Genomic DNA, 21,211 nt, shown 5'->3' with positions numbered 1-21,211 from the left:
GTTCAAATAATATCAATAGGAGTGACTAACTGGCAATTAAGAATGTCGCTCCTTTGGGAGATCTCGCTGACGTAACTTCTCATTTTTCAATGTTCTACGAAGTAACTGGCTGTAAATGGGTTGGCCACCAAACATATGTGCGACAACCACTGCACCTAAACAGGTCGTAATCAACGGAAGAATGAGGTAGTAATTATTCGTCATCTCAATGACTAATACGATGCCAGTGATGGGGGCTCGCACGGTCGCCGCAAATAAGGCCCCCATGCCAGCGATAGCAAACATACCAGGGTCTATGTCCAGCTCTGGGTATATGCCTTTGACAACCACGCCAAACGCATACCCAAACAGTGTGCCGAGCGCGAGCATTGGCGCAAAAATACCGCCAGGCGCACCAGAGCCAAAACACATCATGGTGGTTAAAATACGACCCAAGAACAGGACAAGTAAGAATGCGGCGCCATAGTCGCCATTGGTTATATTAGGAATTAACCAAATCCCGCCACCAGTCAGTTCAGGAATATACAGTAGGGTAATCCCAAAAAATCCGCCTAGCAGTGTGCCTGTGACTAAATAGCGCTTACGGTCATTTTTATGAATACGCGCAAATAAATCTTGAGAAAAGGTGACTAAGCGGTTGAACATCACGCCAAACACACCAAACAAAATGCCTAATGACAAAAATAGCCATAACGAAATCAATTCAGGGGGTTGATATTGCGGCATTTTAATCACGGCATCTTGACCGCTAATCATCCGGAATACGATATTGGCTGACATCGACGAAATGATCACGGCTCGAATTGAAATTAGTGAATAGCGAAACTGCGGACGCATCTCTTCGACGACAAACAAAATCCCCGCCAATGGCGCATTAAATGCCGCCGCCAGTCCTCCTGCAGCACCAGAAGCAAGCAGAGAGTGACGAGTGTCTTCATTTTTTATCTTAAAAATATCGGTGACCATGCGCCCGATAGCTCCGCCCATCTGCACGGTGGGGCCTTCTCGACCAAGTACCATGCCAGAACCAAGGGCGCCCATACCACCTAGAAATTTTACGGGAATGACTCGCCACCAACGAACAGGCCGCATACCGTCCATCGCCCCTTCGATTTCCGGAATTCCTGAACCTGCTGCCTCTGAGCAAAAGCGATGTACAAGGAAATAGCCAACAAACGCCAAGCCTGCGCTAATAACAAATGCCGCAAACCAGAGTGGGACGAGGTGGCCGATTTCGCTCTTTAGCCATTCAGTGCGCGTTTCGGAGACAAAGTGCACCGCCACTTCAAAATAGGTGCCGACTAAACCAGCAAGGATACCAACCAAGAGCGCCATGAATAATACGGAGATAGGGGTTCGATCTTTAGAGAGAAACTGATTTATTGCATCTTTTGGAACATGGGCAAGAAAAGACCGCTTTATTTTCTCTCTATTTGTCATTAGTTTAAAGGCCTCGTAGTCGACGAAGAAAAAGGGGAGCATGTGCTACAAATTATACTCGCCAACTCGTCTAACTATAGCGACAAGAATGAAATATTGAGTTGCAAATTTGGTGTCGTTTTGCAAGCAAGATCACAGTTGAAATTTGCACAAATCAAAATCTGATCCATAGTTAAAGTGTAAGGCAATCTGAACCGACTCGCAGGGAGGAATGCAATCGCCTTACCTACAATTTGGATGGATTCAAACAGTCATTTCCAACGCCTCGTACCATGATTGGTCAGCATCTAGAGACTGTCCAATTCGCAAACTCACGATTGAGTCACGAGGGATTAAGGCGCATCTTATGATGCGCCTTTTGTCGTTTATAAAGAGTGGTATACTGTCGAAAAATTCTTTTGGAGCGATTATATGTCATCCCGCGTCCCGACTAATATCATCACCGGCTTTTTAGGCTCAGGAAAAACAACCGCTATTTTACATTTGCTAAAAACCAAGCCTGCAGATGAAAATTGGGCAGTGTTGGTCAATGAATTTGGTGAAGTAGGCATTGATGGGGCGATGATGTCTGAGCAAGGGGCGATGATAAAAGAAGTGCCCGGTGGATGTATGTGTTGCACTGCTGGCGTGCCAATGTCGGTAGGCATTACCGCATTGTTGCGTCAAAAGCCTGATCGACTGCTTATTGAGCCAACAGGCCTAGGTCATCCAAAACAGGTAATGGCAACGCTTCGCTCCCCGCAATATCAAGACTATGTTGATTTAAAAGCAACGATAGCCTTAGTTGATCCGCGAAATCTGAGTGACGAAAAGTATTATTCAAACCAGAATTTTGCTGACCAACTCGCGTGTGCTGACGTAGTCGTTGGTAACAAAGTTGACCAATGCCAAGTGAAAGATATCGATCGTTTCAATGCTTGGATCACCGACCAAGTTCCACCCAAGGTATTTTCAAAATTAGTAAAATATGGCGAATTACCTTTGGAAGTGCTCGATATTCACAGTGTGTATTCTGTTGCCAAAAATGAAGGCGATGACCACCATCACCACCACGCACAGATGGAGCCCCAATTCCAATTACCACCGGGTGAAGCGTATTCGCGTAGGGAGAATCAAGGCCAAGGTTACTTTAGCTGTGGTTGGCTGTTTGGCGCTGAGTATCAGTTCGATTTTGATTTGTTGCTTTCCATGCTCAATGACATCACGGCAGAGCGAGTGAAAGCGGTGGTCAATACGTCACGTGGTTGCTATGCATTTAATGTGGCAAAAGGTGTGGTATCTGTTAATGAAATGAGTTTAGAAGGTTTTGAATCACGCATTGAAGTGATCGATTCATCACTGATGCCATGGGATCAGCTAGAGGACGTGTTGTTAGAGCTTGCGGGCGTACACAAGTAAATAACGCCCAATCATACAAAAAAGGTCTCTGAGCACTCAATCACTTAGAGACCTTTAATCCAATTTAACGTTTGTTTCTCAGGTAACGTTTACGACGCTCTTCTTTGCGTTTGGCTTTTTCTTCTGCTTTACGCTCTTCTTCAATTTCCACTTCGATCAGTTCTTGAGTGATCATCTCAGGTAGCTCTAACGTGAGCTGGCCAAGTGTTCCTGAACGCAGTTCATGAAGCAGTATTTCTGATACTTTATGTAAATCAACACGACCACCAGAGCGCAGGGCACCGCGTTTACGACCAATCTCCTCCATGATCTCTAAGTCAGTCTCTGGAAGCTCGTCAAGCTGATACCGTTCTTTTAAGCGTTCAGGGTAGGCGCTTGCAAGATATTCAACGGTGTAGAAAGCCACTTCATCATATTCCATCGCCGTATCTTTGACAGCGCCAGTCGCGGCAAGGCGAAAACCGCTATGAGGGTTTTCTACTTTTGGCCATAAGATTCCTGGTGTATCAGAGAGCACAATGCCATTTTGCAAATTAATCCGTTGCTGACGGCGAGTCACCGCAGGTTGGTTACCCGTCACCGCGATGGTTCGGCCTGCCAGTGTGTTGATGATGGTTGATTTACCAACATTCGGAATGCCCATGATCATAGTGCGAATGTTTTTACCAATTTCTTCACGGTGAGGCGCTAATTGGCGGCACTGTTCAAGGATTTGTTGCACTTCTTGCTGCTGTGACGTGGTAATTGCTATGGCTTTGACATTATGCTCTTTTTCAAAATGTTCTATCCAAAGTTGAGTCAGAACTGGATCGGCCAAATCTCGCTTGTTCAATACTTTAACCACTGGCTTTTCGCCTTTAAGCTGCGCGATCATTGGGTTTTCGCTACTAAAAGGAATGCGCGCATCAAGAACTTCAATAATGACATCGACTTGTGGAATAGCTTCCTCGATCTCTTTACGAGCTTTGTGCATATGGCCCGGGAACCATTGAATCGAGTTATTAACCATTTGTAATTCAACCTTTATATATCTTGCTGAGCGGTAGTAAAGTGCGCTTATTTATGCTTCTAAAGACGTAAATTGCCTTCTGGTTATAAGCTGCTTTGACCGCTGCCATTGTGTTGGCGGCGATTCTAACACTTTATGCGCTAAAACGGGAATGCGCGCGAAAATTATCATGGCGATAGGGGAAGCGATTCATTTGCGCAATATATTGTTTGTGTAACTTAATTTTGAGACATTGATCTCATTTTTAATGGTGTTAACATAATGTTTTTCTGTTGATCAGAAGTTTTTATTCCTTTAATTTTCTGCTAAGGACCTGATCATGCGCCTTATCACCCGTAATCCGTATGTATACCAACTTGAAGTTCATGGGCGTCAAGTTTGGCTTAAAAAATGTGGCGAAGATAAACGTAATTGGTTCAATGTATTGACCAACAAATTGTTTCGTTCTTGTCCTCATTTAACCCATTTAGCTCTCTATAGCGCTTATCCGCCTAAACAGAGGTTTCTCCATGAATTAGAAGCCTTAGAATATGCGCTGGCACACCATTTACCCGTGCCAAAGTTGATATTCAAAACTCGCTCTTCATTTGCAACGGAAAACTCCGGTATTCCAATCCACCAAGTGCAAAATCAGCCGCAAGAACGACTCTACATTAACGCTTTTAAAAACTTGCAGCGCTTACATCAAGAAGGGTTTATTCATGGCCGACCAGCCATGAGAGATATTGTCGTTGATGAGCAAGGTAAGGTCACTTTTCTCGATTTGGAAGAATCCCGTGTGTCGACCTTACCAAAGTTGCAAGTGCGCGATCTCATTTTGTTTATGCTTGATTCCTATCGCTTAGAAAGCGTGAGTCAAGAAACTCGTCTTCAAGAGCTTCTTGCATGGCACTTGACGGCTAGCGAAGCGATGCGAACAGAGTTACATAAAACCATTGAGTTTATTCATCATTGGGTATGGTTGCCGACACTTATTCTACGTTTTCGCCACAATCGGCTTTCTCAGCAATATGTCGCTTTGCACGGCTTACTGAGGCGTTATGAGCAGGAAACCAGTACTCAAACCGTGGTGAAATTCTAATTGAGGGTGAGGTTTCTGAGCCAAATGTGTTTCTTGTAGCGTGTAAAGCACAAACTGATTTTGACCACTTCCTCAACCAACATGCACAAATAAACCAGATGGAAAGGGAGATCGAGTAAAATTGCGCCCAATGCGGTGAGAGGGAGACCAAATACCCAAGTGGAAATAAAGTCCATTTTTAAGCAAAACTTATTCTCGCCGCCCGCACGTAAAATACCGTTGATGACCAGCATGTTCATCATTTTTACGCTGACACCAAGACATGTCACATTCAATGCCAAGCTGGCCATGGAAGCGGTGTCCAAGCCGTCAAGACGAAGTAACTCGATTAACCCATCTTTACCGATAAATAGCACCACGCTAGTGGTGATGCCGAGTACTAGAATCAGTTGGGTAAACAACGTTGCTGTTTGTGTCGCTTTATCAAACTCATCTCGTCCTAGATGCTGACCAAGAATGATCGAGCAGGCGACGGAAATACCAAGAAACACGGAATAACATAGAGACTCAAAAGGCGCGATAGTGCTGAAAATAGCAAGCTCCGTGGTTCCCATGTGCCCAAAGATCATTTGGTATATCAGTGTGCCCGTTGCCCAAAGTACGGCACCGGTTGCGGCTGGTGCAGCCAGTTGTAAATAAGATTTTTTCAGTCGTGCGTCGGCTTTATCTGCTTGGGTGGTATACAGCCAGTGCTGGCGTTTTTTAAGTAATATCAGATAAATGATGACTTGGATAAGACGCGATAAGGTAGTTGCCAACGCTGCTCCAGCAACCCCAAGCGCAGGTAGACCAAAGTGCCCTGAAATTAAGGCGTAGTTGAGCGTAATGTTACAACCTATGGTAAACGCGGCGACCAATAACGGAGTCATACTATCGCCTGTCGAGCGCATACTGGATTCAACAACAATAATAAAATGAGTCAATAGCAGTGCAGGCGCTGCGAACCATAAATAGTCAACACCAAACGCAATGACGTGACTGTCATTGGTTTGTAGCAGCATGATGAAATCAGCTCCTAAGGTGAGTGCAAGCGTTACAGGGGTTAGGATCACTAAACCCGCGCCAATCGCAAAGCGTGAAATTTGCTTGGATTTTTCTACGTTTGCCCGTCCCCAATATTGAGCGACCAAAATACCATTTGCATTGGCCATACCTGCCATGATCATGGTGACGACAAAGTGCCATTTGGAGGCAAGTCCGACGGCAGCGGTCGCCGCTTGACCAAAATCACTCACCATCAAAACATCCGCTAAAGCAAGAATGGCGACTAACGCACTTTGGACAGCGACTGGAAACCCGAGTTTGAATGCGTTAAATAAAACCGAACGTGGTTGAATGGCTCGAGCGTGAACAGACATTGGCAATGAGTTCCAATTTGTTGAATAAAAAGAGACTATAATAGCGCTCACTTTACCTTTTGCAGGGCGCAAGCAAAATGTTCAAAACTGATAAAAACCTGTGCAAATCCGTCATCTCCCCACTTAGTCATAAGATGGCTTGGCGCGACGATGTGTATCTAGCGCCGGCGTGTAAGGAACGCTTTCTAACCACTACGGACATTCCCGAATTTGTTGAGCAACAGATATTCATGGCTGGACTGGCTGACCTCAATGATGGCTATCGAGTGGAGCGTCAGAACCCGGACGTTCATACTCTGCTTGCAACGATTGGTGGGTGTGGGCAACTGACAACTGATGAGGGTAGGCAACAAATAGGTCAAAACACAGTGACCGTGTTACCGGCAAAGACGGCTTTCTGTTTTGAGCTCCACCCGCAACATCGACATTGGAAAATGGCATGGATCTTATTAAAGGCTCACCCTCAGTGGCGTGCAATTGATGATATGGCGCCGGTTGTTCTGGAGTCTGACATGGCAGAGTCGGTTTATTCCGCTTTAAACTTGGTGCATCGTGACATTCACGGTCGTCAGACGTTTCGTGCCCTAATGGTCAGTGAAGTGGTGAAATTGCTTTCTGGAGTTGATGGTTCGATGAAACCGGCCTCGATTCGAGTCATGCGGGTATTTAACTTGGTGGAGTCGCAACTTCATCTTGATTGGACGGTGAGTGCGATTGCCAATCATGCTTACTTAAGTGAAGAGCAACTTAATCGAATCTGTAAAAAACTCTACGGCAAAACGCCGCGAGATTACGTGATCTCTTTGCGCATGGATAAAGCAAAAGACTTATTACGAACCAAAGATTGGTCTGTGAAAATGATTGCATCGCGTCTTGGGTATCGTGATGCCAATAACTTTACCCACCGTTTTACTAAATCTATTGGAATGTCGCCGCGCCTATTTCGAACCACTAACACGACCCGTAAGTCAGACTAAAAAGCGAGGCTCGTAAAAATGGTATGAAATTTTTACAAACCGATCTGCAGAATCTCCTTTCATACACCGTGTCGAAATAAACAAGTTTTTAATAAAGACCTTTAAAAAGAATAAGATGAACTGTTGGCATGATGTTGGCTTTAGTTTAAGTACATCAATAGAAGGAGACATATTATGGCAACGACTAATGCAAGCACTCAAACAAAAGCACACGATAAAGTAGACCAAGCAGCTGAGGCTGCGCATAAAGGTGTCGACAGTGCAGCGCAAGCCGCTGAACGCAGTGAAGAGCAAATTCGTCAGGTGGCGAACCAAATCAGCGATCAAGCCCATAAAATCTCTGATCAAGCAAAAGCTCAGTCTGAGCGTGTATCGACTGCTGTCAGCAGCTACACTCAAGAAAACCCAGTAAAATCAGTAGGTATCGCCTTTTTAGCCGGTGCGGTAGTGGCTGGTTTCTTGTGCAGCAAACGTAAATAATCTCCTCACAGCCGTTTTAGTTTATTAGAGGTCACAACGCGATGAGCCAAGCCAGTTCAGAACAAGCAACAGAGCAAGCGATTAGCTTTGAACAAGTTACTCAAACTCATAAACTTTGGTTTAAACGAGTGTTGGGGCTTGGCGCTCTGGAAGCAAAAATTTGGGTTGCTTCTGGCGCACAGCTTGTCGCGTTGATGTGTGGCGCAGCGGTATTGTTAGTAACGGCTTGGTTGCTCCTTATCGCTGCAGTCGCAGTGATTGCTTGGCAAGCGGGATTTTCTTTACCTTTAACATTGTTTGTTGGGGCGGTCATTACCTTAGGTTCCGCGTATGGATTGATGATTTTGGTTAAGAGAACATTGAAATCAATGAACTTTACTCGAACGTTGGATGCGTTAATCCCAAGTGATGAGGAGGACTAATGTTTGGTCTAAAAGAGATGCGCCGCAAGCGCGACTTACTTCATGCGAAAACCAAAGCGATGGAGCAATTGGCGAGCGATTCGCGACAACAGTATAAAAGTAAGGTACTGAATCTGGCGTCAAGTCCACAAGGTTTAGGGTTAAGCTTTATCGCTGGTGCAACGACGCAATGCGATGTTGTGAATAGCCAGCGTAATTTATTGCTTGCAACCGCCCGAACCGAGTTGCTGATGATGGGCAAGCAATACCTAGCTCAGTGGATGGATAAAAACAGCTAGTCCACGGTATAGTCTTCTAACACTTTTGTTGCATTCCTGAGCAATAAATCTGGCACAGTTCAACGAATCCAAACATTTCACTTCCTTTGTATATTTTTCTCTTATACTTAAGTTGTTTATCAATAATGGTACGAATTATATACAAAAGGACCCTTCATGTTTATTAATAGGCTCACGCTTAAAAGCCGCCTTATTATTGCTGTTGCAATTCCATGTATTGCACTGATTATTGTTGGACTAGGTAGCTTGACGACAATGTCGGTAATGCAAACTCAGGCGGAAAAATTGTACCTCAATACCGCGTCGCCGATGCGAGCAATGGCCGAAGCGGCTTCGAGGATACCGAGAATGCGTGTTGGTATCGATATGATGCTTTTGCAGGAAACGTCGCTACGTGATGAACGTGGGGTATTAACTCGCGTTAAAGAGGCGCGTACAGAAGATATTCCGCAAATGCGTGAAGCGATGACTCAAGCGGTGGATGCTCAGGTTAATCCTGAACTAAAAACCAAAGCGAACGATTTGTTAAATCAATTTGAGTCAATGGTCAGCAATGACTTGAACCCTTTGCTTGATGCGTTTGAACAAGGTGACATTCCCCTTGCACAGCGTTTATATCGCGATAGATACGCGAAAAGTTATGGCACGATGCGTAAAGCCGCCAATGATTTATTGGATGTGTTATTAGTACAAGCGCAATCGGAAAATGCCATGAGTGTGACCAGTTATCAAAATGGCCGTCGTAATCAAATTGCTGTGATCATTATTGGTTTGGTGATTTCGTTTATTACCTCTTGGTTTATCGTCAATAATCTACGCAAGCGAGTTTCGTTCTTGCGCGATACGATGAGCAGCGCTGCTGAAACTTTGGCACTTGATACGCGTATTGATCTGCAAGGTAAAGATGAGCTTACCGAGATTGGTAACAGCTTCAATCGCTTTATTCAAAAAGTACATGAGTCGATCAATGAGGTTGCGTCCAACTCAAGAGATTTGTCAGCGATGGCGAAGGATGTGGCTGAGCGAGCAAAACTGACCCAAAGCAACTGTACGTCTCAACGAGATCGCACGGTACAAGTGGCGACAGCTATACATGAATTGGGCGCTACAGTAACGGAGATTGCATCGAATGCGGCTAATGCAGCCGAAGTTGCGCGCGATGCAACGCACCGTTCTGCTGACGGGCGTGAAGTCGTTGGGCAGGCGAGAGAGCAGATCGCTCAGCTTTCAACCGAACTTGAGCAGTCAGCGGCGGTGGTGCAATCGTTAGCCAGCCAAATTGATGGTATCAGTTCTACGCTTGATACGATTCGTAGCATTTCAGAACAAACCAACTTGCTAGCATTGAACGCAGCGATAGAAGCGGCGCGGGCAGGGGAGCAAGGCCGTGGCTTTGCCGTGGTTGCCGATGAAGTCCGCACGCTTGCGAGTCGGTCAGCGGATTCAACAGAAGAAATTCAACATATCATCGACAGCTTACAAGCTGAGTCGCAGCGAGCGGTTGATGCTATGGATAAAGGCCGAACAAAAAGTGGTTTGGTGGTGGAATACGCAGATAAAGCCAATTTATCGCTTGAGCAAATCGACAGTTATATTGATCAAATCAGTGACCAGAATATCCAAGTCGCGACGGCGACCGAAGAGCAATCCAGCGTGGTTGAAGACATTAACCGCAACGTAGAAGACATCAATCAAATTACTACCGAAACGACAGATATTGCAGAGCAGCTCAACGACGCGAGTGCTAGCCTGCAGCGACTATCAACCCAGCTTGATAAGTTGGTCAGTTACTTTAAGTTATAGCATGTTCGCTATGTGCGTTGATAAGACGAAGGCCATCGCGCCTTCGTTTTTTTTACTCTAACTCATTGCCCACAAAGATAAAATGAGCAGCTTGTTTTGTCCTTAACTTCAATAAAAGAATTTACAAAATGCTTGTCAATAAATAGCAAGTCAATTATATTGCCATTCAATGGAATTCTAGATGTTTAGACGTCCATTAGATGTTTGTCGTTTATAGGTGAGAGAAGAATGATGCAGTCACAGCCAGTTACATTACTTGATGGCGGAATGGGAAGAGAACTCGCACGCATTGGTGCTCCGTTTAAACAACCCGAATGGTCTGCGCTTGCTATGATTGAATCACCAGACTCCGTGTTACAAGTTCATCGGCATTTCATCGACAGTGGGGCGAGAATTATTACCACGAATAGTTATGCTTTAGTGCCATTTCATCTCGGTGAACAACGCTTCTTGGAATCTGCGTTGTTGTTAGCGACTGAAGCGGGAAAAGTGGCGCGACAAGCCGTTACTGAGTCAGGTAAAGCGGTGCAAGTAGCAGCTTCCTTACCGCCTATGTTTGGATCTTATCGTCCAGATCTCTACCAAAGAGACGATGTTGCAAATATAGCCACGCCTCTGATTAAAGGCCTAGCGCCCTATGCTGACATTTGGTTGGCCGAGACTCAGAGCTTAATCACAGAAGCGCTTGATATCAAAGCACTAACTGACCAGATCTCGAGTGAATATAAACCGTTTTGGGTAGCGTTTACATTGGATGATGAAAATCCATCAGATACACCGCTACTGCGCTCTGGCGAGCCAGTTGAGGAAGCGGTTGTGGCTTTGGCAAATGCAGGTGTTGAAGCGATTCTGTTCAACTGCTCTCAGCCGGAAGTCATTGAACAAGCCGTTGAAGCGGCGATAACCATTCTTCGTAAAAAAGGCGCAAACCACATTCAAGTTGGAGCGTATGCCAATGCGTTTCCGCCTCAAACCAAGGAAGCGACAGCAAATGAGGGGCTTGATGACATTCGAGCCGATTTAACCCCAGACGCTTATCTAGCTTGGGCTGATAAATGGCGTCAACTCGGGGCAAGTTTAATTGGTGGGTGTTGTGGTATTGGTCCGGAGCATATCAACAAGTTACATTGTCACCTTATTGGTGAATAGTCCAAAATAGTCAAAGTCGTTCTCCTTGTTCTTTGCTCCTAAAAAAAGCGCCTTAATAGGCGCTTTTTTATTACATTCCGTAGCCATACGCATCCAGAGCAAGTATCTCTAAATCCATTGCACGATGCAGTACTTGACCTTTTTCATCATCATAAGTCACCCCTAGAATACTTGGCAGTGGTAGGTAGTGATCCGGCGTTGGATGGTTATACAACGAATGTGGGCCTTGGTTACGGTAATCAAGCAAAGCATCGACACGACCATGGGTCACTTCGTCTCCGACCCATTGTGTAAACTCATTCACTTTCGCCACACGTTGTGGATCCGCATTTGGCGCGAAGATTTCACGTAAGTTATGGCTAATACCACCCGAACCGACAAACAACACGCCTTTTTCACGTAGTGGACGCAAAAATCGACCAATTTCGTAGTGTGAAATCGCGTCTTTAGTACTGTCGATCGAGACTTGGATAATAGGCACATCATGGTTGGGGAACATATACAACATGGGGATCCAAGCTCCGTGATCTAACCCTTGTTCGCCATTGGTTATCGCGGGAATACCTGCATCAGTCAGCATTGTTTCGATTTCTTTGGCTAACTCTGGGGCACCTTGAGCTGGGTATTGAATATCATACAGAGGTTGAGGAAAACCATAGAAATCATGGATGGTACCCAAAGTATGCCCACTGGTAATAACAGCAGGGCCACGATAATCAAAGTGCGCTGAGAAAATAACAATTGCTTTTGGTGTAGGAACGGATTGTCCCAACGTTTTAAAGAACGCGGTCGTTGATGAAGACTCCATCGCCATCATTGGAGAACCGTGGGATAAAAACAGCGCTGGCATACGGGTTTGATTTGTCATGTTACCTCTCTCTTAGCCATTTCGGCGAATTACTGCGCCACTCTTTCATCTATTCGTTGGTGGCGACTGCGATGGAACTAATATACCTCTGTTAGATTGTATGATAAAACGGGTATTCATTGCTTAATTATCAACGGAGCGTTGTTAATATGGATAAGTTTACGTCAATGCGTGCATTTAATGCTGTGGTTATGGAAGGTAGCTTTACCAAAGCCGCGAGTCGCTTAGAGATATCTCCGCAATTGATCAGTAAGTACATTGGCCAGTTAGAAGAGAGTTTACAGGTGCGGCTTCTCAATCGAACCACACGACGAGTCCATCTAACCGAAGCCGGTCAATCATACTTTGAGCGTTGCCAGCAAATTCTCCAAGATATTGATAATATGGAGAATGATTTAACTAATTTGCAAAATCAGGTGACAGGGACGCTACGGGTCAGTGTGCCGATGTCGTTTGGGATTCACCATTTATCCAATCCAATAACCGAATTTCAGCAGCGTTACCCAGAGATGCGGGTTGAACTGTTTCTGACCGATCGCAAAGTCGATCTGCTGGATGAAGGTATCGATGTCGCGCTTCGAATTGGCCACCTTAAAAGCTCTACGCTGGTGGCGAAGAAAATTACCCCTATTCGCTTGTCTTTGTGCGCGGCTCCGCAGTATTGGACGCAACACGGAATACCCCAAGACTTAGTGGCGTTGAGCCAATTAAATTATTTGCGATTTACCTATTCGGACCTGCGTAGTTTACTGGTTGATTGGCCGAAGTCCGTTTCCATTCAGGATTTTAAAAGTGACTTTGCCAGTAACAATGGCGATGTCATTGTGAATATGGCGATGCAAGGGCGTGGTTATGCGATTCAACCGACATTCTTGACAGGGCAAGCTCTTGCTCGCGGTGAACTTGTCGCCCTAGAGCATTTTCCTATCGAATCTTTGGGTCTCTACGCGTTATACAGCCATCGTGAATTTCTTGCATCAAAAGTACGCCATTTCATCGATTTCTTGAGTGAATATTACGGTGATACGCCGTATTGGGATAAAACGGGGCAGCTTGATGAGCTCAAGTTGCCCAACAAGGGTTATTGATGATTCATAAAGCCTTGTGCTTTAAGACAATCGAGTACGGTTTTGGAAAAGGTGATATGAGAGTCTCGAGTGTATTTTAATTTGGTATAGATTTGTGCTAAGTTTTCGACGTCTGACGAGGTAATCATTGCTCTTAGGTCAGGGTAGGACATGTAGCGTTCCCAGCCAGATTTCTCACGATCAGCATAAATACGTTTAATCTCTTCATCACTATGATCATGGTAGGTTTCGTAATGCACCAAGCCTTCTAAGGGCAACCTATCTCGAATGTCTGGCTTTTCTGCGGGGTAGCCAAGTGAAAAGCCGACCACAGGCACGACACCTTGGGGCAGCGCTAATCGCTCGGCGATTTGGTCGCAATTCGCTAAGGTCGATCCCATATAACATAGTCCCAAACCTTTCGCTTCGGCGGCTAGAGCCACATTTTGCGATACCAGAGTGGCGTCAATCGCTCCAATCATAAAACTCATAAAGTTATCAAAATTCAGCGGAGCATCGCTAAGCTCGAGCCACTTACGCATGCGGCGAAAGTCGGCGCAAAACGTGAGAAGAACAGGTGCATCCACAACCATGTTTTGTTGCATGTGAGGCTCATACAATGCCTGCTTGAGCTGTGGATCTTGGGTGACAATAATCGAATACGACTGCATATTCCCAGATGATGATGCCCGTATGCCTGCATTTAATATCTGCTCGAGCAGTTGTGGATCGATAGGATCTGGATGGTATTGGCGAATTGAACGGTGATGGTGAAGGCTTTGAAAAACGTCCATGTAAGTAACCTTAGAGCAGTTAACTATTGAGTGAAAGAGCCCTAGTATCCGTGGCTTACGTGATTTGCTCAAGTATGAAGAGCTTACAACGCTTGTTGGCTCACGCTGATTTTAAAAGCCCGACTGCACAATATAATGCCTATCGATGGTCTTCAATATCCAATAGCGCTTCTTCGGTGACTTGCAACACGTCTTGATCATCATCGGTTAGCCGGGTTTGCTTCCAGCGACCGCGTGCAAACCAGGCTACGGATACTGCGGCTATCAGGACATTGGTGATAGCGAAAGAGTACCAGATTCCCGTTTGTGATAGCGGTGTATGCTTTGACAGCACATACGCTAAGGGAAATTGAAATACCCATTGTGAGAGCAACGAGAGCACCATGGTATTGACCATATTTCCTGAGGCTCTAAATGCTGATACAACGCACAGCTGTACGCCAATAAATCCCCATGTTAGAGACATGGTTTTGACAAATTGCCCTCCATTTTCAATGACCTGAGGATCATCCGGAATGAAGAATCCGACAATGTTTGGCGCAAAAAAGTAGGCGAGAATGCCTAAAATAGTCAGCGCAATAAAACCCCATAACGTGCCGATGTACGTGACGTGCTCGGCGCGTTCGACCTGTTTAGCACCGAGGTTTTGCCCCACTAAGGTCGAGACCGCCATCGATAGCCCCATCGCAGGGATCGTGACCACTTGCAGTATGTTGGATCCTACGCCGTAAGAGGCAATCGTGACGGTGCCAAAACTGGCGACCAAAAAGGACATAATGATTAAGCCCAAAGCACGGGCGGAAAGCTCAACCGAACCGGGCGCACCCAAAAAGAACGCGCGGCGTATATAGCTCATGTCAGGCTTAAAATGGTAACGACGTAAATGAATGCCATGGCGGCCTTTTAGTAGCACCATTAGACCAAGAAGCGCTGCTAACCCTTGAGTCACCAGCGTTGACAGTGCGGCGCCCATCACGCCATAGCCAGGGAGTGGGCCATAGCCAAAAATAAATAATGGGTCCAAAAAGAAATTAAGAATGACCGTACCAAAGACGATCAGGAGCGGCACTTTGACTTCGCCGATACCGCGCATAATGGCTTGAAACATCGCAAAGGTAAAAACGAACACCACACCAATAAATGACACATGCATAAATCGCAGTGCGTCTTGATAAACCGCTGGCTCAACTTGTAAGAGTGTTAAAAAGTAGGGTGATAGCAAATAGCCAGTAAGCCCAAGAATGATTGAGCTAAACAACACCATTAGCATGGTTTGCGCTGCAACTTTATTGACTTTTTCGTATTGGCGAGCGCCCATATACTGGGCACTTAATGTTGCCCCTGCCATCGCAAGTCCCGAGCCAAGCGCGATGACTAAAAAGGTGACAGGCATACTAACAGATACGGCGGCAACCTGATGCGCGCCTAACCGCCCGACCCAAAACGCGTCAGTCAGTTGATAGGTGGATTGCAATATTTGCCCGATGACGATTGGAATGGCTAGCGAGAGCAGGGCTCGGTGAATCGGCGCTTCTAGTAGCTTTTGTCGACTTGGCATTCATCCTATCCTAGAGGTGGTGGTGGGCATCGTATTAGCCGGCCCGTTCTAATTCATTCTCTTCGTTTTATCATACGGCAAAATCGCGTCAGTTAATGTGTTGAAATTAGCCAATTTTGTAGCAAGTTCAAGATTGGGTTATGAGTTTGTCTTGGATACAAAAAGTAATAGCTTTGACCCGATAACACGGTGTCGTTAAAAGGCTGAATTAAACGATTCATCAATAAGTCTTGCTGCGCGAGCGTGACATCGCCAATGGCGATACCAAACCCTTGCTGTGCAGCGTTCATTGCTTGGTCTAGAGTCGAAAAGTGCTGATTGCTTTTACTCGACATTTTCTTTTGCTGACGATGGTTTAGCCACAGTTGCCAATCACTTTGTGTACTGTTGGCGTGAAGCCACGTAAATTGTTCAAGCCAAGGACTGGGGTCAGAGATGGCCTTGGGAACGATGGCATCCCACAGTTCAGGGCGGCACATCGGAGTAAGGCGCTCTTCAAATAAATGATGGCTGGTGACGCTCGGCTGTCTTGGCTCTTTGCCATAGATGATGACCACGTCAAAGGCTTCGAAGTTCGGTGCGGAGTGATGATTAATGCTTGACGTCAGTTCAACATCGACATCTGGGTGGGCATCTTGAAACGCCATTAACCGTGGTAACAGCCATGAGGTCACACAGCTCGGAGCATTAAGCTTGATACGCGAAGAGCTGGCGCTGACATCCGATATCGCCTGCTGCAGGCGGTCAAGAATGTCTTGGGCTTTGGGGACAAGCAAACGACCTTGTTCGGTTAAGGACAAGCCACGAGCATGCCGATAAAACAATGGCACGCCGACGGTTTCTTCAAGCGCAATGACCTGCCGGCTAATGGCTCCTTGGGTCAGGTTCATCGCATCTGCGGCTCGAGTAAAATTAAGGTGTTTCGCTGTGGCAAGAAATACTTGCAGTGATTTGGTCGATGGTAATGGCATAAAAGAGTTACAGCTATGAATTTTTATCATGCCTAGTATGTCTTTATTTCGATTCAGTTTACAAATGGTTTTTGTTTGAATGGTTAATAAGTTAATAAAATTGCAAATAAACGCATTATTCATGTTTTTAGTGCATAAAAAATTACCATAAACAAATCATTAACATTTGTAATGAGGTTGGAATGTCATCGGTTGCAGAAAAATTAGCACCAGAGGCTATAAAAAAGTTAATACCTTATCAGTCGGCTCGTCGGATTGGAGGCGCAGGACGTATTTGGCTCAATGCCAACGAATTAGAGCAGCCTATCGATTACGTTGCGGGGCAAGGGCAGTATCATCGTTATCCCGATTTTATGCCATCAGAAGTGGCAAAGGCGTACCAAAGTTACAGTGAGATCAAGTCACCCGTGCTTGCTGTACGCGGCGCAGATGAAGCGATAGATCTGCTAATACGCACCTTTTGTCAGCCGGGAAAAGATAACATCGTGGTGTGTACGCCCACTTACGCTATGTACGAATTCTGTGCAGAAGCACTCTCCGTTGCTACTTTGCCTGTACCATTACTCGGTGACGAGTTCGAGTTAAATGTCGAAGGGGTCATTTCGGCTGCGAAGGTGGCCAATGTGGTGTTTCTATGCTCACCCAATAATCCGACTGGGAATGTGTTGGCGCGTAAAGATATCGAACGCATTTTAGAGGCCACTCGAGACGATACATTAGTGGTGGTGGACGAAGCCTATATCGAGTTCGATTGGCAACAGAGCGTAGCGGACTTAGTCCTTGATTACCCGAACCTTGTGGTTATTAGAACGTTATCCAAAGCGTTTGGCCTTGCATCGGTACGTTGTGGATTCATTATCGCCGATGATTCGGTCATGAATTATGTGATGAAGCTGATTCCACCGTACCCGATGCCAGATTCCAGCTCTGAAATTGTACTAAAAGCGCTGTCAGAGCAAGGAATTGCACAGATGCGAGAGGCAACCCATCAACTTATTGCCAGGCGTGACTGGTTTGCTGAGCAAGTCACTGGTTTCGCTTGGATTGAAACGGTGTATGCATCCGCAACCAACTTTGTTTTGCTTCGTACTAAGCCGGGCATAAAACTGTTTGATTATTTGTTGAGCCACGGTATCGTCACGCGCGATCAGGGGCACGAACTCGCACTAGCCAATTGCGTAAGAATCACCATCGGCAGTCAAGCCAGTATGCAAGACGTGCTTGAGGCCATGAACAATTATTCTGTAAGTAATACCAATGAACACAATGAATCAAAAGGAATCGTGAAATGAAAAAATTCACTTTGGGATTAGCCGTTATTACCAGCTTGGTATGTAGTGTGGTGAGTGCAAAGGAAGTTCGGTTAGCTTCGGATTTTACCTATCCACCGTTTAACTATAAAAATGCACAGGGCGAACCCGTTGGCTTTGATATTGAAATTGCTAATGCTCTGTGTGAAGAGGCGAAACTGGATTGTACTTGGGTCTCCCAAGGTTGGGATGCCTTGATACCGAGTTTGATGGCTCGTAAATCGGATGTGATTATGGCCTCGATGCGAATCACGGAAGACCGTAAAAAGAAAGTTCTGTTTACGGATAAGTACTATCAGACTCCTGCACGCTTTGTTGCCAAACAATCTGCGGATTTTACGATTGATAAAGCAGGGCTAGAAGGCAAAGTAATTGGTGTTCAACAAGGAACCATTCATGATCGCTATGTAACAGATATGTTTGCGGGTGTCGCGGATATTAAACGCTATGGTGGTCAGGATGAAGTGTATCTCGATATGCAAAATGGTCGTTTGGATGTGACCTTTGGTAATGCGGATCAACTGGCATTGGCATTTCTAGATAAGCCTGAGGGCGCAGACTTTGAGTTTAAAGGCCAAGCGGTAACCGATAAAGCCTATATAGGAGAAGGAACAGCGCTTGCGTTACGTAAGCAGGATAAAGCGCTCGCGGCTAAATTCAACCAAGCAATTAAAGCCATTCGAGATAATGGCACGTACGATAAAATCGCCGCCAAATACTTCAATTTTGATATTTATGGCGAGAACTTATAACCCTATAGGGGCTAACCGTTATCGTAATAAAAGCAGAAAACCACGTCATTGGACGTGGTTTTTTATAACGCGTGATGAACTTTGTATTCGAGTAGCGAACTAGGGGCGAATAGAAAATACATCTTTATCTGAACGACCCGTATGTTTGAATGCCTCGACCGCTTCCTCGCGAGTTTCTGCTTCGATTTCAAATGACGCCATGTCGGCACCATCAAAATAAATAATCACATACGTCTCTTCAGTTTTTGGGCTTTGTGCAGCAGACACAATCTCTCCCTCCGATACATCCACTTTAGTTATAAAACTAGCATTAACTATCGTCGCCTATGTCAACGGTCAGCTAGAGTTTGGCTAGTGTGACGTCTTTTGCTGTCTCTTTTTTGAGAGATTTACGTGCTTTCTTAAGCACACTGACTAAATGACGACTTTGCCATACCTTATCTGACTCGGAGAATTGAGATTGGTTCATCTCGCTAAGTTGTTGTTCGATTTCTGCACGATATTGGCTGAGTAACTCAGGGTGATCTTGCAGCCATAAAGAACAGTAATGTTGAATCTGTATGACATCGTTACGCTGGCATGCATAAAGTAGCTGGTCCCAATGATTATCCACATCGATTTCGGTTTTATTTGGTGCTTTACTGCCACGATGGCGTCCCAGACGGAATGCAATGGCTGCGGTAACCAACCATAAAACGGCGAGTATGGCGCTGAGGGTTGGCCACCAACCCGCATCTTTTATGGTAACGGTTTCGACAGGGTTATCGACGCTGGGTAATGAAGGTGCAACGGGAGCGGCATTAATACTGGTTGCGCTGGCCACGTCCAGCGTTAGAGCGTTAAGACTTGCACTGCGCTGCTCTCGTTCTTGGCTATCCCACCAATTGAGTGTTAACCCGGGAAGCGTAACAGCACCTGGCGCTTGAGGAATAAGCACCTGCTTTAGAGTCATGCGAGTTGTATTATTGTCGAGTTTCTCAAATTGCGGTTTTTCGCTATAGACGCGCACAGAGTTCGGGTAGTCAATCTTTAAATCTGGGAATCGTTCAGGGTTAAGACCTTGAATATCTAACGTGATCTCTCGTGATAGTGACTCACCCACTTGTGTTGAATAGGGTTGGTCGTAGCGCACATCGACCGCATTGTTATTGCTGTCCTGCCAATTTTGCCCTAGCGTCAGTTGAGGCGTTGGTAGCCAGACGCCAGAGTAATTGCTGGGTTTTCCTTCTACGGTGATCGTGAAGTCTTTACCTCGAATATCGACAGGCACCAAGCGGGTAGAGCCCGAACGAGGATCATCATCCATTAAGTTGGCGGTAAATCGAGGGCCTTGTAATTGATAAGTCCCTGGTTTGTCAGCCGTCAGACGAAACTGATATTCAACAACCGAGGCGCTCACGCCATCAATGACGGTGTTGTATTGATTGCCATTATCCACCGATTCCATACTCAAACCATCAATTTTCGGCGGAAAAATACGTGGGTTTCTGAGGCGACTGGCACTGGATTTTACGACTAATTGAATCGATAAAATGGCGGATTCGTTCGGATAAAGCTGTTGGTTGTCGAGGCTAACATTAAGGTCGATTAATTCTGAAGGGTCTACGGCATCTTGCGCTTTGACCACTTGAATAGCGATGGGTTGCGTTTGAGCGCCATTGACCTCAAAAGATGGAATTTTAACCATCCCCAATTTATTGCTGGCAAGGGAAATATTCCATTCGCTGCGTGTGGTCCGTTTACCATTAATGCTGTTTATTGATGAGCCAAAACTTGGGCGACTTAGGTAGAAGTCTTGGTCTAACACATCAAAATTGATGTCATCGGAAGACAGGCGCTCATCAGCGACAATACGTAGCTGAAACACTTCATTTTGCGCCACTTTATTTTTGCTTACGCTGGCCTGCAGATTAAGTGCAAAACTGAGTGGACTATAGCTAAGTCCAATGAACAGTATGAGTATCAGGGAGCGAATTGATTGCATAGTCATGATTACCACTTTTTACCTGTATCAAGAGGCGCTTGTTTCTGTTTGGCTTGAAGAATCATTTGAGCACGCAGCAGTTGGCTAGGGTCACGCGCCGCTTCAACTTGTTCTAGCTTCCTCAGTTCCGGCTCTACCGACGATGCGGACTGGGGTAATGCTTGAGACGATTGCGAGCTGTCATCTTGCTCATCGTCAGATGACGTGCGAGCTTGCTTAGCAGCTTGCGACTGGTCTTGAGATGACGGTGTTGGCTGACGTTTATCCGAAGACTGTGCATTTTGCTCCTGAGCCGACTGATTTTGTTTCTCTTGCTGTTGTTGCTGGGCGCTTTGTGAGCGATTCGCGTCTGATTGTTGTGATTGATTGCCATTTTGCTTGCTTTGCTGGCCTTGTCGATCAGACTGATTCTGTTGATTCTGTTGATTCTGTTGATTCTGTTGATTCTGTTGATTCTGTTGATTCTGTTGATTCTGTTGATTCTGTTGATTCTGTTGATTCTGTTGATTCTG

Annotated in this window: 20 protein-coding genes and 1 pseudogene; 11 read left to right on the top strand and 10 right to left on the bottom strand. The window is 45.6% G+C overall.

The genetic code is table 11. The annotated features are described in order from the left end of the window. Window positions 1-36: 36 nt before the first annotated feature. Window positions 37-1,440 carry a H(+)/Cl(-) exchange transporter ClcA gene (gene clcA, locus ACFFUV_RS16560; protein ID WP_390194816.1) on the bottom strand — a complete coding sequence of 468 codons (1,404 nt, stop codon included), beginning with the start codon at window positions 1,438-1,440 and terminating at the stop codon, window positions 37-39. A gap of 411 nt (window positions 1,441-1,851) precedes the next feature. Between clcA and ACFFUV_RS16555 the strand changes: the two genes are divergently transcribed. Next, a complete protein-coding gene (locus ACFFUV_RS16555; protein ID WP_390194814.1) occupies window positions 1,852-2,838 on the top strand; it encodes a CobW family GTP-binding protein in 987 nt (328 codons plus the stop codon). Between the two features lie 64 nt (window positions 2,839-2,902). On the opposite strand, the gene ylqF is transcribed toward ACFFUV_RS16555, so the two are convergent. Beyond that, window positions 2,903-3,847 (bottom strand): ribosome biogenesis GTPase YlqF, encoded by a 945-nt coding sequence (gene ylqF, locus ACFFUV_RS16550; protein WP_390194812.1) that lies wholly within the window; start codon window positions 3,845-3,847, stop codon window positions 2,903-2,905. A gap of 319 nt (window positions 3,848-4,166) precedes the next feature. Between ylqF and ACFFUV_RS16545 the strand changes: the two genes are divergently transcribed. Continuing rightward, window positions 4,167-4,928 (top strand): BUD32 family EKC/KEOPS complex subunit, encoded by a 762-nt coding sequence (locus tag ACFFUV_RS16545; RefSeq protein WP_390194810.1) that lies wholly within the window; start codon window positions 4,167-4,169, stop codon window positions 4,926-4,928. On the opposite strand, the gene ACFFUV_RS16540 is transcribed toward ACFFUV_RS16545, so the two are convergent. Continuing rightward, window positions 4,925-6,286 (bottom strand): MATE family efflux transporter, encoded by a 1,362-nt coding sequence (locus ACFFUV_RS16540; RefSeq protein ID WP_390194808.1) that lies wholly within the window; start codon window positions 6,284-6,286, stop codon window positions 4,925-4,927. The two genes, ACFFUV_RS16545 and ACFFUV_RS16540, sit on opposite strands and share 4 nt — an antisense overlap. A 77-nt stretch (window positions 6,287-6,363) precedes the next feature. On the opposite strand from ACFFUV_RS16540, the gene ACFFUV_RS16535 reads away from it, so the two are divergent. The 6 genes from ACFFUV_RS16535 to ACFFUV_RS16510 all read left to right on the top strand — a co-directional run bounded on the left by ACFFUV_RS16535 (window position 6,364) and on the right by ACFFUV_RS16510 (window position 11,395). Then, window positions 6,364-7,263 (top strand): helix-turn-helix transcriptional regulator, encoded by a 900-nt coding sequence (locus tag ACFFUV_RS16535; protein WP_390194806.1) that lies wholly within the window; start codon window positions 6,364-6,366, stop codon window positions 7,261-7,263. Between the two features lie 174 nt (window positions 7,264-7,437). Beyond that, window positions 7,438-7,743 (top strand): hypothetical protein, encoded by a 306-nt coding sequence (locus tag ACFFUV_RS16530; protein ID WP_390194804.1) that lies wholly within the window; start codon window positions 7,438-7,440, stop codon window positions 7,741-7,743. A 41-nt stretch (window positions 7,744-7,784) separates the two neighbouring features. Then, window positions 7,785-8,165, top strand: coding sequence for a hypothetical protein (locus ACFFUV_RS16525; protein ID WP_390194802.1), 381 nt, complete (start codon window positions 7,785-7,787; stop codon window positions 8,163-8,165). Then, window positions 8,165-8,443, top strand: coding sequence for a hypothetical protein (locus tag ACFFUV_RS16520; protein ID WP_390194800.1), 279 nt, complete (start codon window positions 8,165-8,167; stop codon window positions 8,441-8,443). The genes ACFFUV_RS16525 and ACFFUV_RS16520 overlap by 1 nt, the downstream gene beginning before the upstream one ends. 156 nt (window positions 8,444-8,599) lie before the next feature. Beyond that, a complete protein-coding gene (locus tag ACFFUV_RS16515) occupies window positions 8,600-10,246 on the top strand; it encodes a methyl-accepting chemotaxis protein (protein WP_390194798.1) in 1,647 nt (548 codons plus the stop codon). A gap of 228 nt (window positions 10,247-10,474) precedes the next feature. After that, entirely contained in the window at window positions 10,475-11,395 is a 921-nt protein-coding gene (locus tag ACFFUV_RS16510) for a homocysteine S-methyltransferase family protein (protein WP_390194796.1), read from the top strand. A 70-nt stretch (window positions 11,396-11,465) separates the two neighbouring features. Here the strand turns inward: ACFFUV_RS16510 and ACFFUV_RS16505 are convergent, their stop codons facing one another. Continuing rightward, window positions 11,466-12,263: a DODA-type extradiol aromatic ring-opening family dioxygenase gene (locus tag ACFFUV_RS16505; RefSeq protein ID WP_390194794.1), complete on the bottom strand. Its 798-nt coding sequence runs from the start codon at window positions 12,261-12,263 to the stop codon at window positions 11,466-11,468. A gap of 149 nt (window positions 12,264-12,412) precedes the next feature. Between ACFFUV_RS16505 and ACFFUV_RS16500 the strand changes: the two genes are divergently transcribed. Further along, complete coding sequence (locus tag ACFFUV_RS16500) at window positions 12,413-13,351, top strand: LysR family transcriptional regulator (protein WP_390194792.1); 939 nt, start codon at window positions 12,413-12,415, stop codon at window positions 13,349-13,351. Here ACFFUV_RS16500 and ACFFUV_RS16495 read toward each other — a convergent pair. The 3 genes from ACFFUV_RS16495 to ACFFUV_RS16485 form a co-directional block, all read right to left on the bottom strand. Then, on the bottom strand, window positions 13,345-14,124 hold the full coding sequence (locus tag ACFFUV_RS16495; RefSeq protein WP_390194790.1) for a nitroreductase family protein: 780 nt from the start codon (window positions 14,122-14,124) through the stop codon (window positions 13,345-13,347). The genes ACFFUV_RS16500 and ACFFUV_RS16495 overlap by 7 nt on opposite strands. 139 nt (window positions 14,125-14,263) lie before the next feature. Further along, complete coding sequence (locus tag ACFFUV_RS16490; protein WP_390194788.1) at window positions 14,264-15,682, bottom strand: MATE family efflux transporter; 1,419 nt, start codon at window positions 15,680-15,682, stop codon at window positions 14,264-14,266. A 92-nt stretch (window positions 15,683-15,774) separates the two neighbouring features. Further along, window positions 15,775-16,653 (bottom strand): LysR substrate-binding domain-containing protein, encoded by an 879-nt coding sequence (locus ACFFUV_RS16485; RefSeq protein WP_390195146.1) that lies wholly within the window; start codon window positions 16,651-16,653, stop codon window positions 15,775-15,777. Window positions 16,654-16,835: 182 nt separating this feature from the next. On the opposite strand from ACFFUV_RS16485, the gene hisC reads away from it, so the two are divergent. After that, a complete protein-coding gene (gene hisC, locus ACFFUV_RS16480) occupies window positions 16,836-17,945 on the top strand; it encodes a histidinol-phosphate transaminase (RefSeq protein WP_390194786.1) in 1,110 nt (369 codons plus the stop codon). Further along, entirely contained in the window at window positions 17,942-18,715 is a 774-nt protein-coding gene (locus ACFFUV_RS16475; protein ID WP_390194784.1) for an ABC transporter substrate-binding protein, read from the top strand. Before hisC ends, ACFFUV_RS16475 begins: the two co-directional genes overlap by 4 nt. A 99-nt stretch (window positions 18,716-18,814) precedes the next feature. Here the strand turns inward: ACFFUV_RS16475 and ACFFUV_RS16470 are convergent, their stop codons facing one another. The 3 genes and pseudogenes from ACFFUV_RS16470 to ACFFUV_RS16460 all read right to left on the bottom strand — a co-directional run. After that, a complete protein-coding gene (locus ACFFUV_RS16470) occupies window positions 18,815-18,982 on the bottom strand; it encodes a hypothetical protein (protein WP_390194782.1) in 168 nt (55 codons plus the stop codon). A 73-nt stretch (window positions 18,983-19,055) separates the two neighbouring features. Next, window positions 19,056-20,705 (bottom strand): BatD family protein, encoded by a 1,650-nt coding sequence (locus ACFFUV_RS16465; protein WP_390194780.1) that lies wholly within the window; start codon window positions 20,703-20,705, stop codon window positions 19,056-19,058. Window positions 20,706-20,707: 2 nt separating this feature from the next. Then, a pseudogene (locus ACFFUV_RS16460) lies at window positions 20,708-21,211 on the bottom strand (hypothetical protein); the annotation flags it as partial.

Origin of the sequence: Vibrio olivae (genome assembly GCF_042428525.1) — a bacterium.
GTDB lineage: Bacteria > Pseudomonadota > Gammaproteobacteria > Enterobacterales > Vibrionaceae > Vibrio > Vibrio olivae.
This window is presented reverse-complemented; position numbering and strand designations above follow the sequence as displayed.

Bases quoted from the DNA above. Each gene is read 5' to 3' on its own strand.
- ACFFUV_RS16535 (WP_390194806.1), top strand. From the start codon at position 6,364: ATGTTCAAAACTGATAAAAACCTGTGCAAATCCGTCATCTCCCCACTT.
- ACFFUV_RS16500 (WP_390194792.1), top strand. From the start codon at position 12,413: ATGGATAAGTTTACGTCAATGCGTGCATTTAATGCTGTGGTTATGGAA.
- ACFFUV_RS16530 (WP_390194804.1), top strand. From the start codon at position 7,438: ATGGCAACGACTAATGCAAGCACTCAAACAAAAGCACACGATAAAGTA.
- ACFFUV_RS16555 (WP_390194814.1), top strand. From the start codon at position 1,852: ATGTCATCCCGCGTCCCGACTAATATCATCACCGGCTTTTTAGGCTCA.
- ACFFUV_RS16465 (WP_390194780.1), bottom strand. From the start codon at position 20,705: ATGACTATGCAATCAATTCGCTCCCTGATACTCATACTGTTCATTGGA.
- ACFFUV_RS16495 (WP_390194790.1), bottom strand. From the start codon at position 14,124: ATGGACGTTTTTCAAAGCCTTCACCATCACCGTTCAATTCGCCAATAC.
- hisC (WP_390194786.1), top strand. From the start codon at position 16,836: ATGTCATCGGTTGCAGAAAAATTAGCACCAGAGGCTATAAAAAAGTTA.
- ylqF (WP_390194812.1), bottom strand. From the start codon at position 3,847: ATGGTTAATAACTCGATTCAATGGTTCCCGGGCCATATGCACAAAGCT.
- ACFFUV_RS16505 (WP_390194794.1), bottom strand. From the start codon at position 12,263: ATGACAAATCAAACCCGTATGCCAGCGCTGTTTTTATCCCACGGTTCT.
- ACFFUV_RS16510 (WP_390194796.1), top strand. From the start codon at position 10,475: ATGATGCAGTCACAGCCAGTTACATTACTTGATGGCGGAATGGGAAGA.
- ACFFUV_RS16545 (WP_390194810.1), top strand. From the start codon at position 4,167: ATGCGCCTTATCACCCGTAATCCGTATGTATACCAACTTGAAGTTCAT.
- ACFFUV_RS16490 (WP_390194788.1), bottom strand. From the start codon at position 15,682: ATGCCAAGTCGACAAAAGCTACTAGAAGCGCCGATTCACCGAGCCCTG.
- ACFFUV_RS16525 (WP_390194802.1), top strand. From the start codon at position 7,785: ATGAGCCAAGCCAGTTCAGAACAAGCAACAGAGCAAGCGATTAGCTTT.
- ACFFUV_RS16520 (WP_390194800.1), top strand. From the start codon at position 8,165: ATGTTTGGTCTAAAAGAGATGCGCCGCAAGCGCGACTTACTTCATGCG.
- ACFFUV_RS16515 (WP_390194798.1), top strand. From the start codon at position 8,600: ATGTTTATTAATAGGCTCACGCTTAAAAGCCGCCTTATTATTGCTGTT.
- ACFFUV_RS16485 (WP_390195146.1), bottom strand. From the start codon at position 16,653: ATGCCATTACCATCGACCAAATCACTGCAAGTATTTCTTGCCACAGCG.
- clcA (WP_390194816.1), bottom strand. From the start codon at position 1,440: ATGACAAATAGAGAGAAAATAAAGCGGTCTTTTCTTGCCCATGTTCCA.
- ACFFUV_RS16540 (WP_390194808.1), bottom strand. From the start codon at position 6,286: ATGTCTGTTCACGCTCGAGCCATTCAACCACGTTCGGTTTTATTTAAC.
- ACFFUV_RS16475 (WP_390194784.1), top strand. From the start codon at position 17,942: ATGAAAAAATTCACTTTGGGATTAGCCGTTATTACCAGCTTGGTATGT.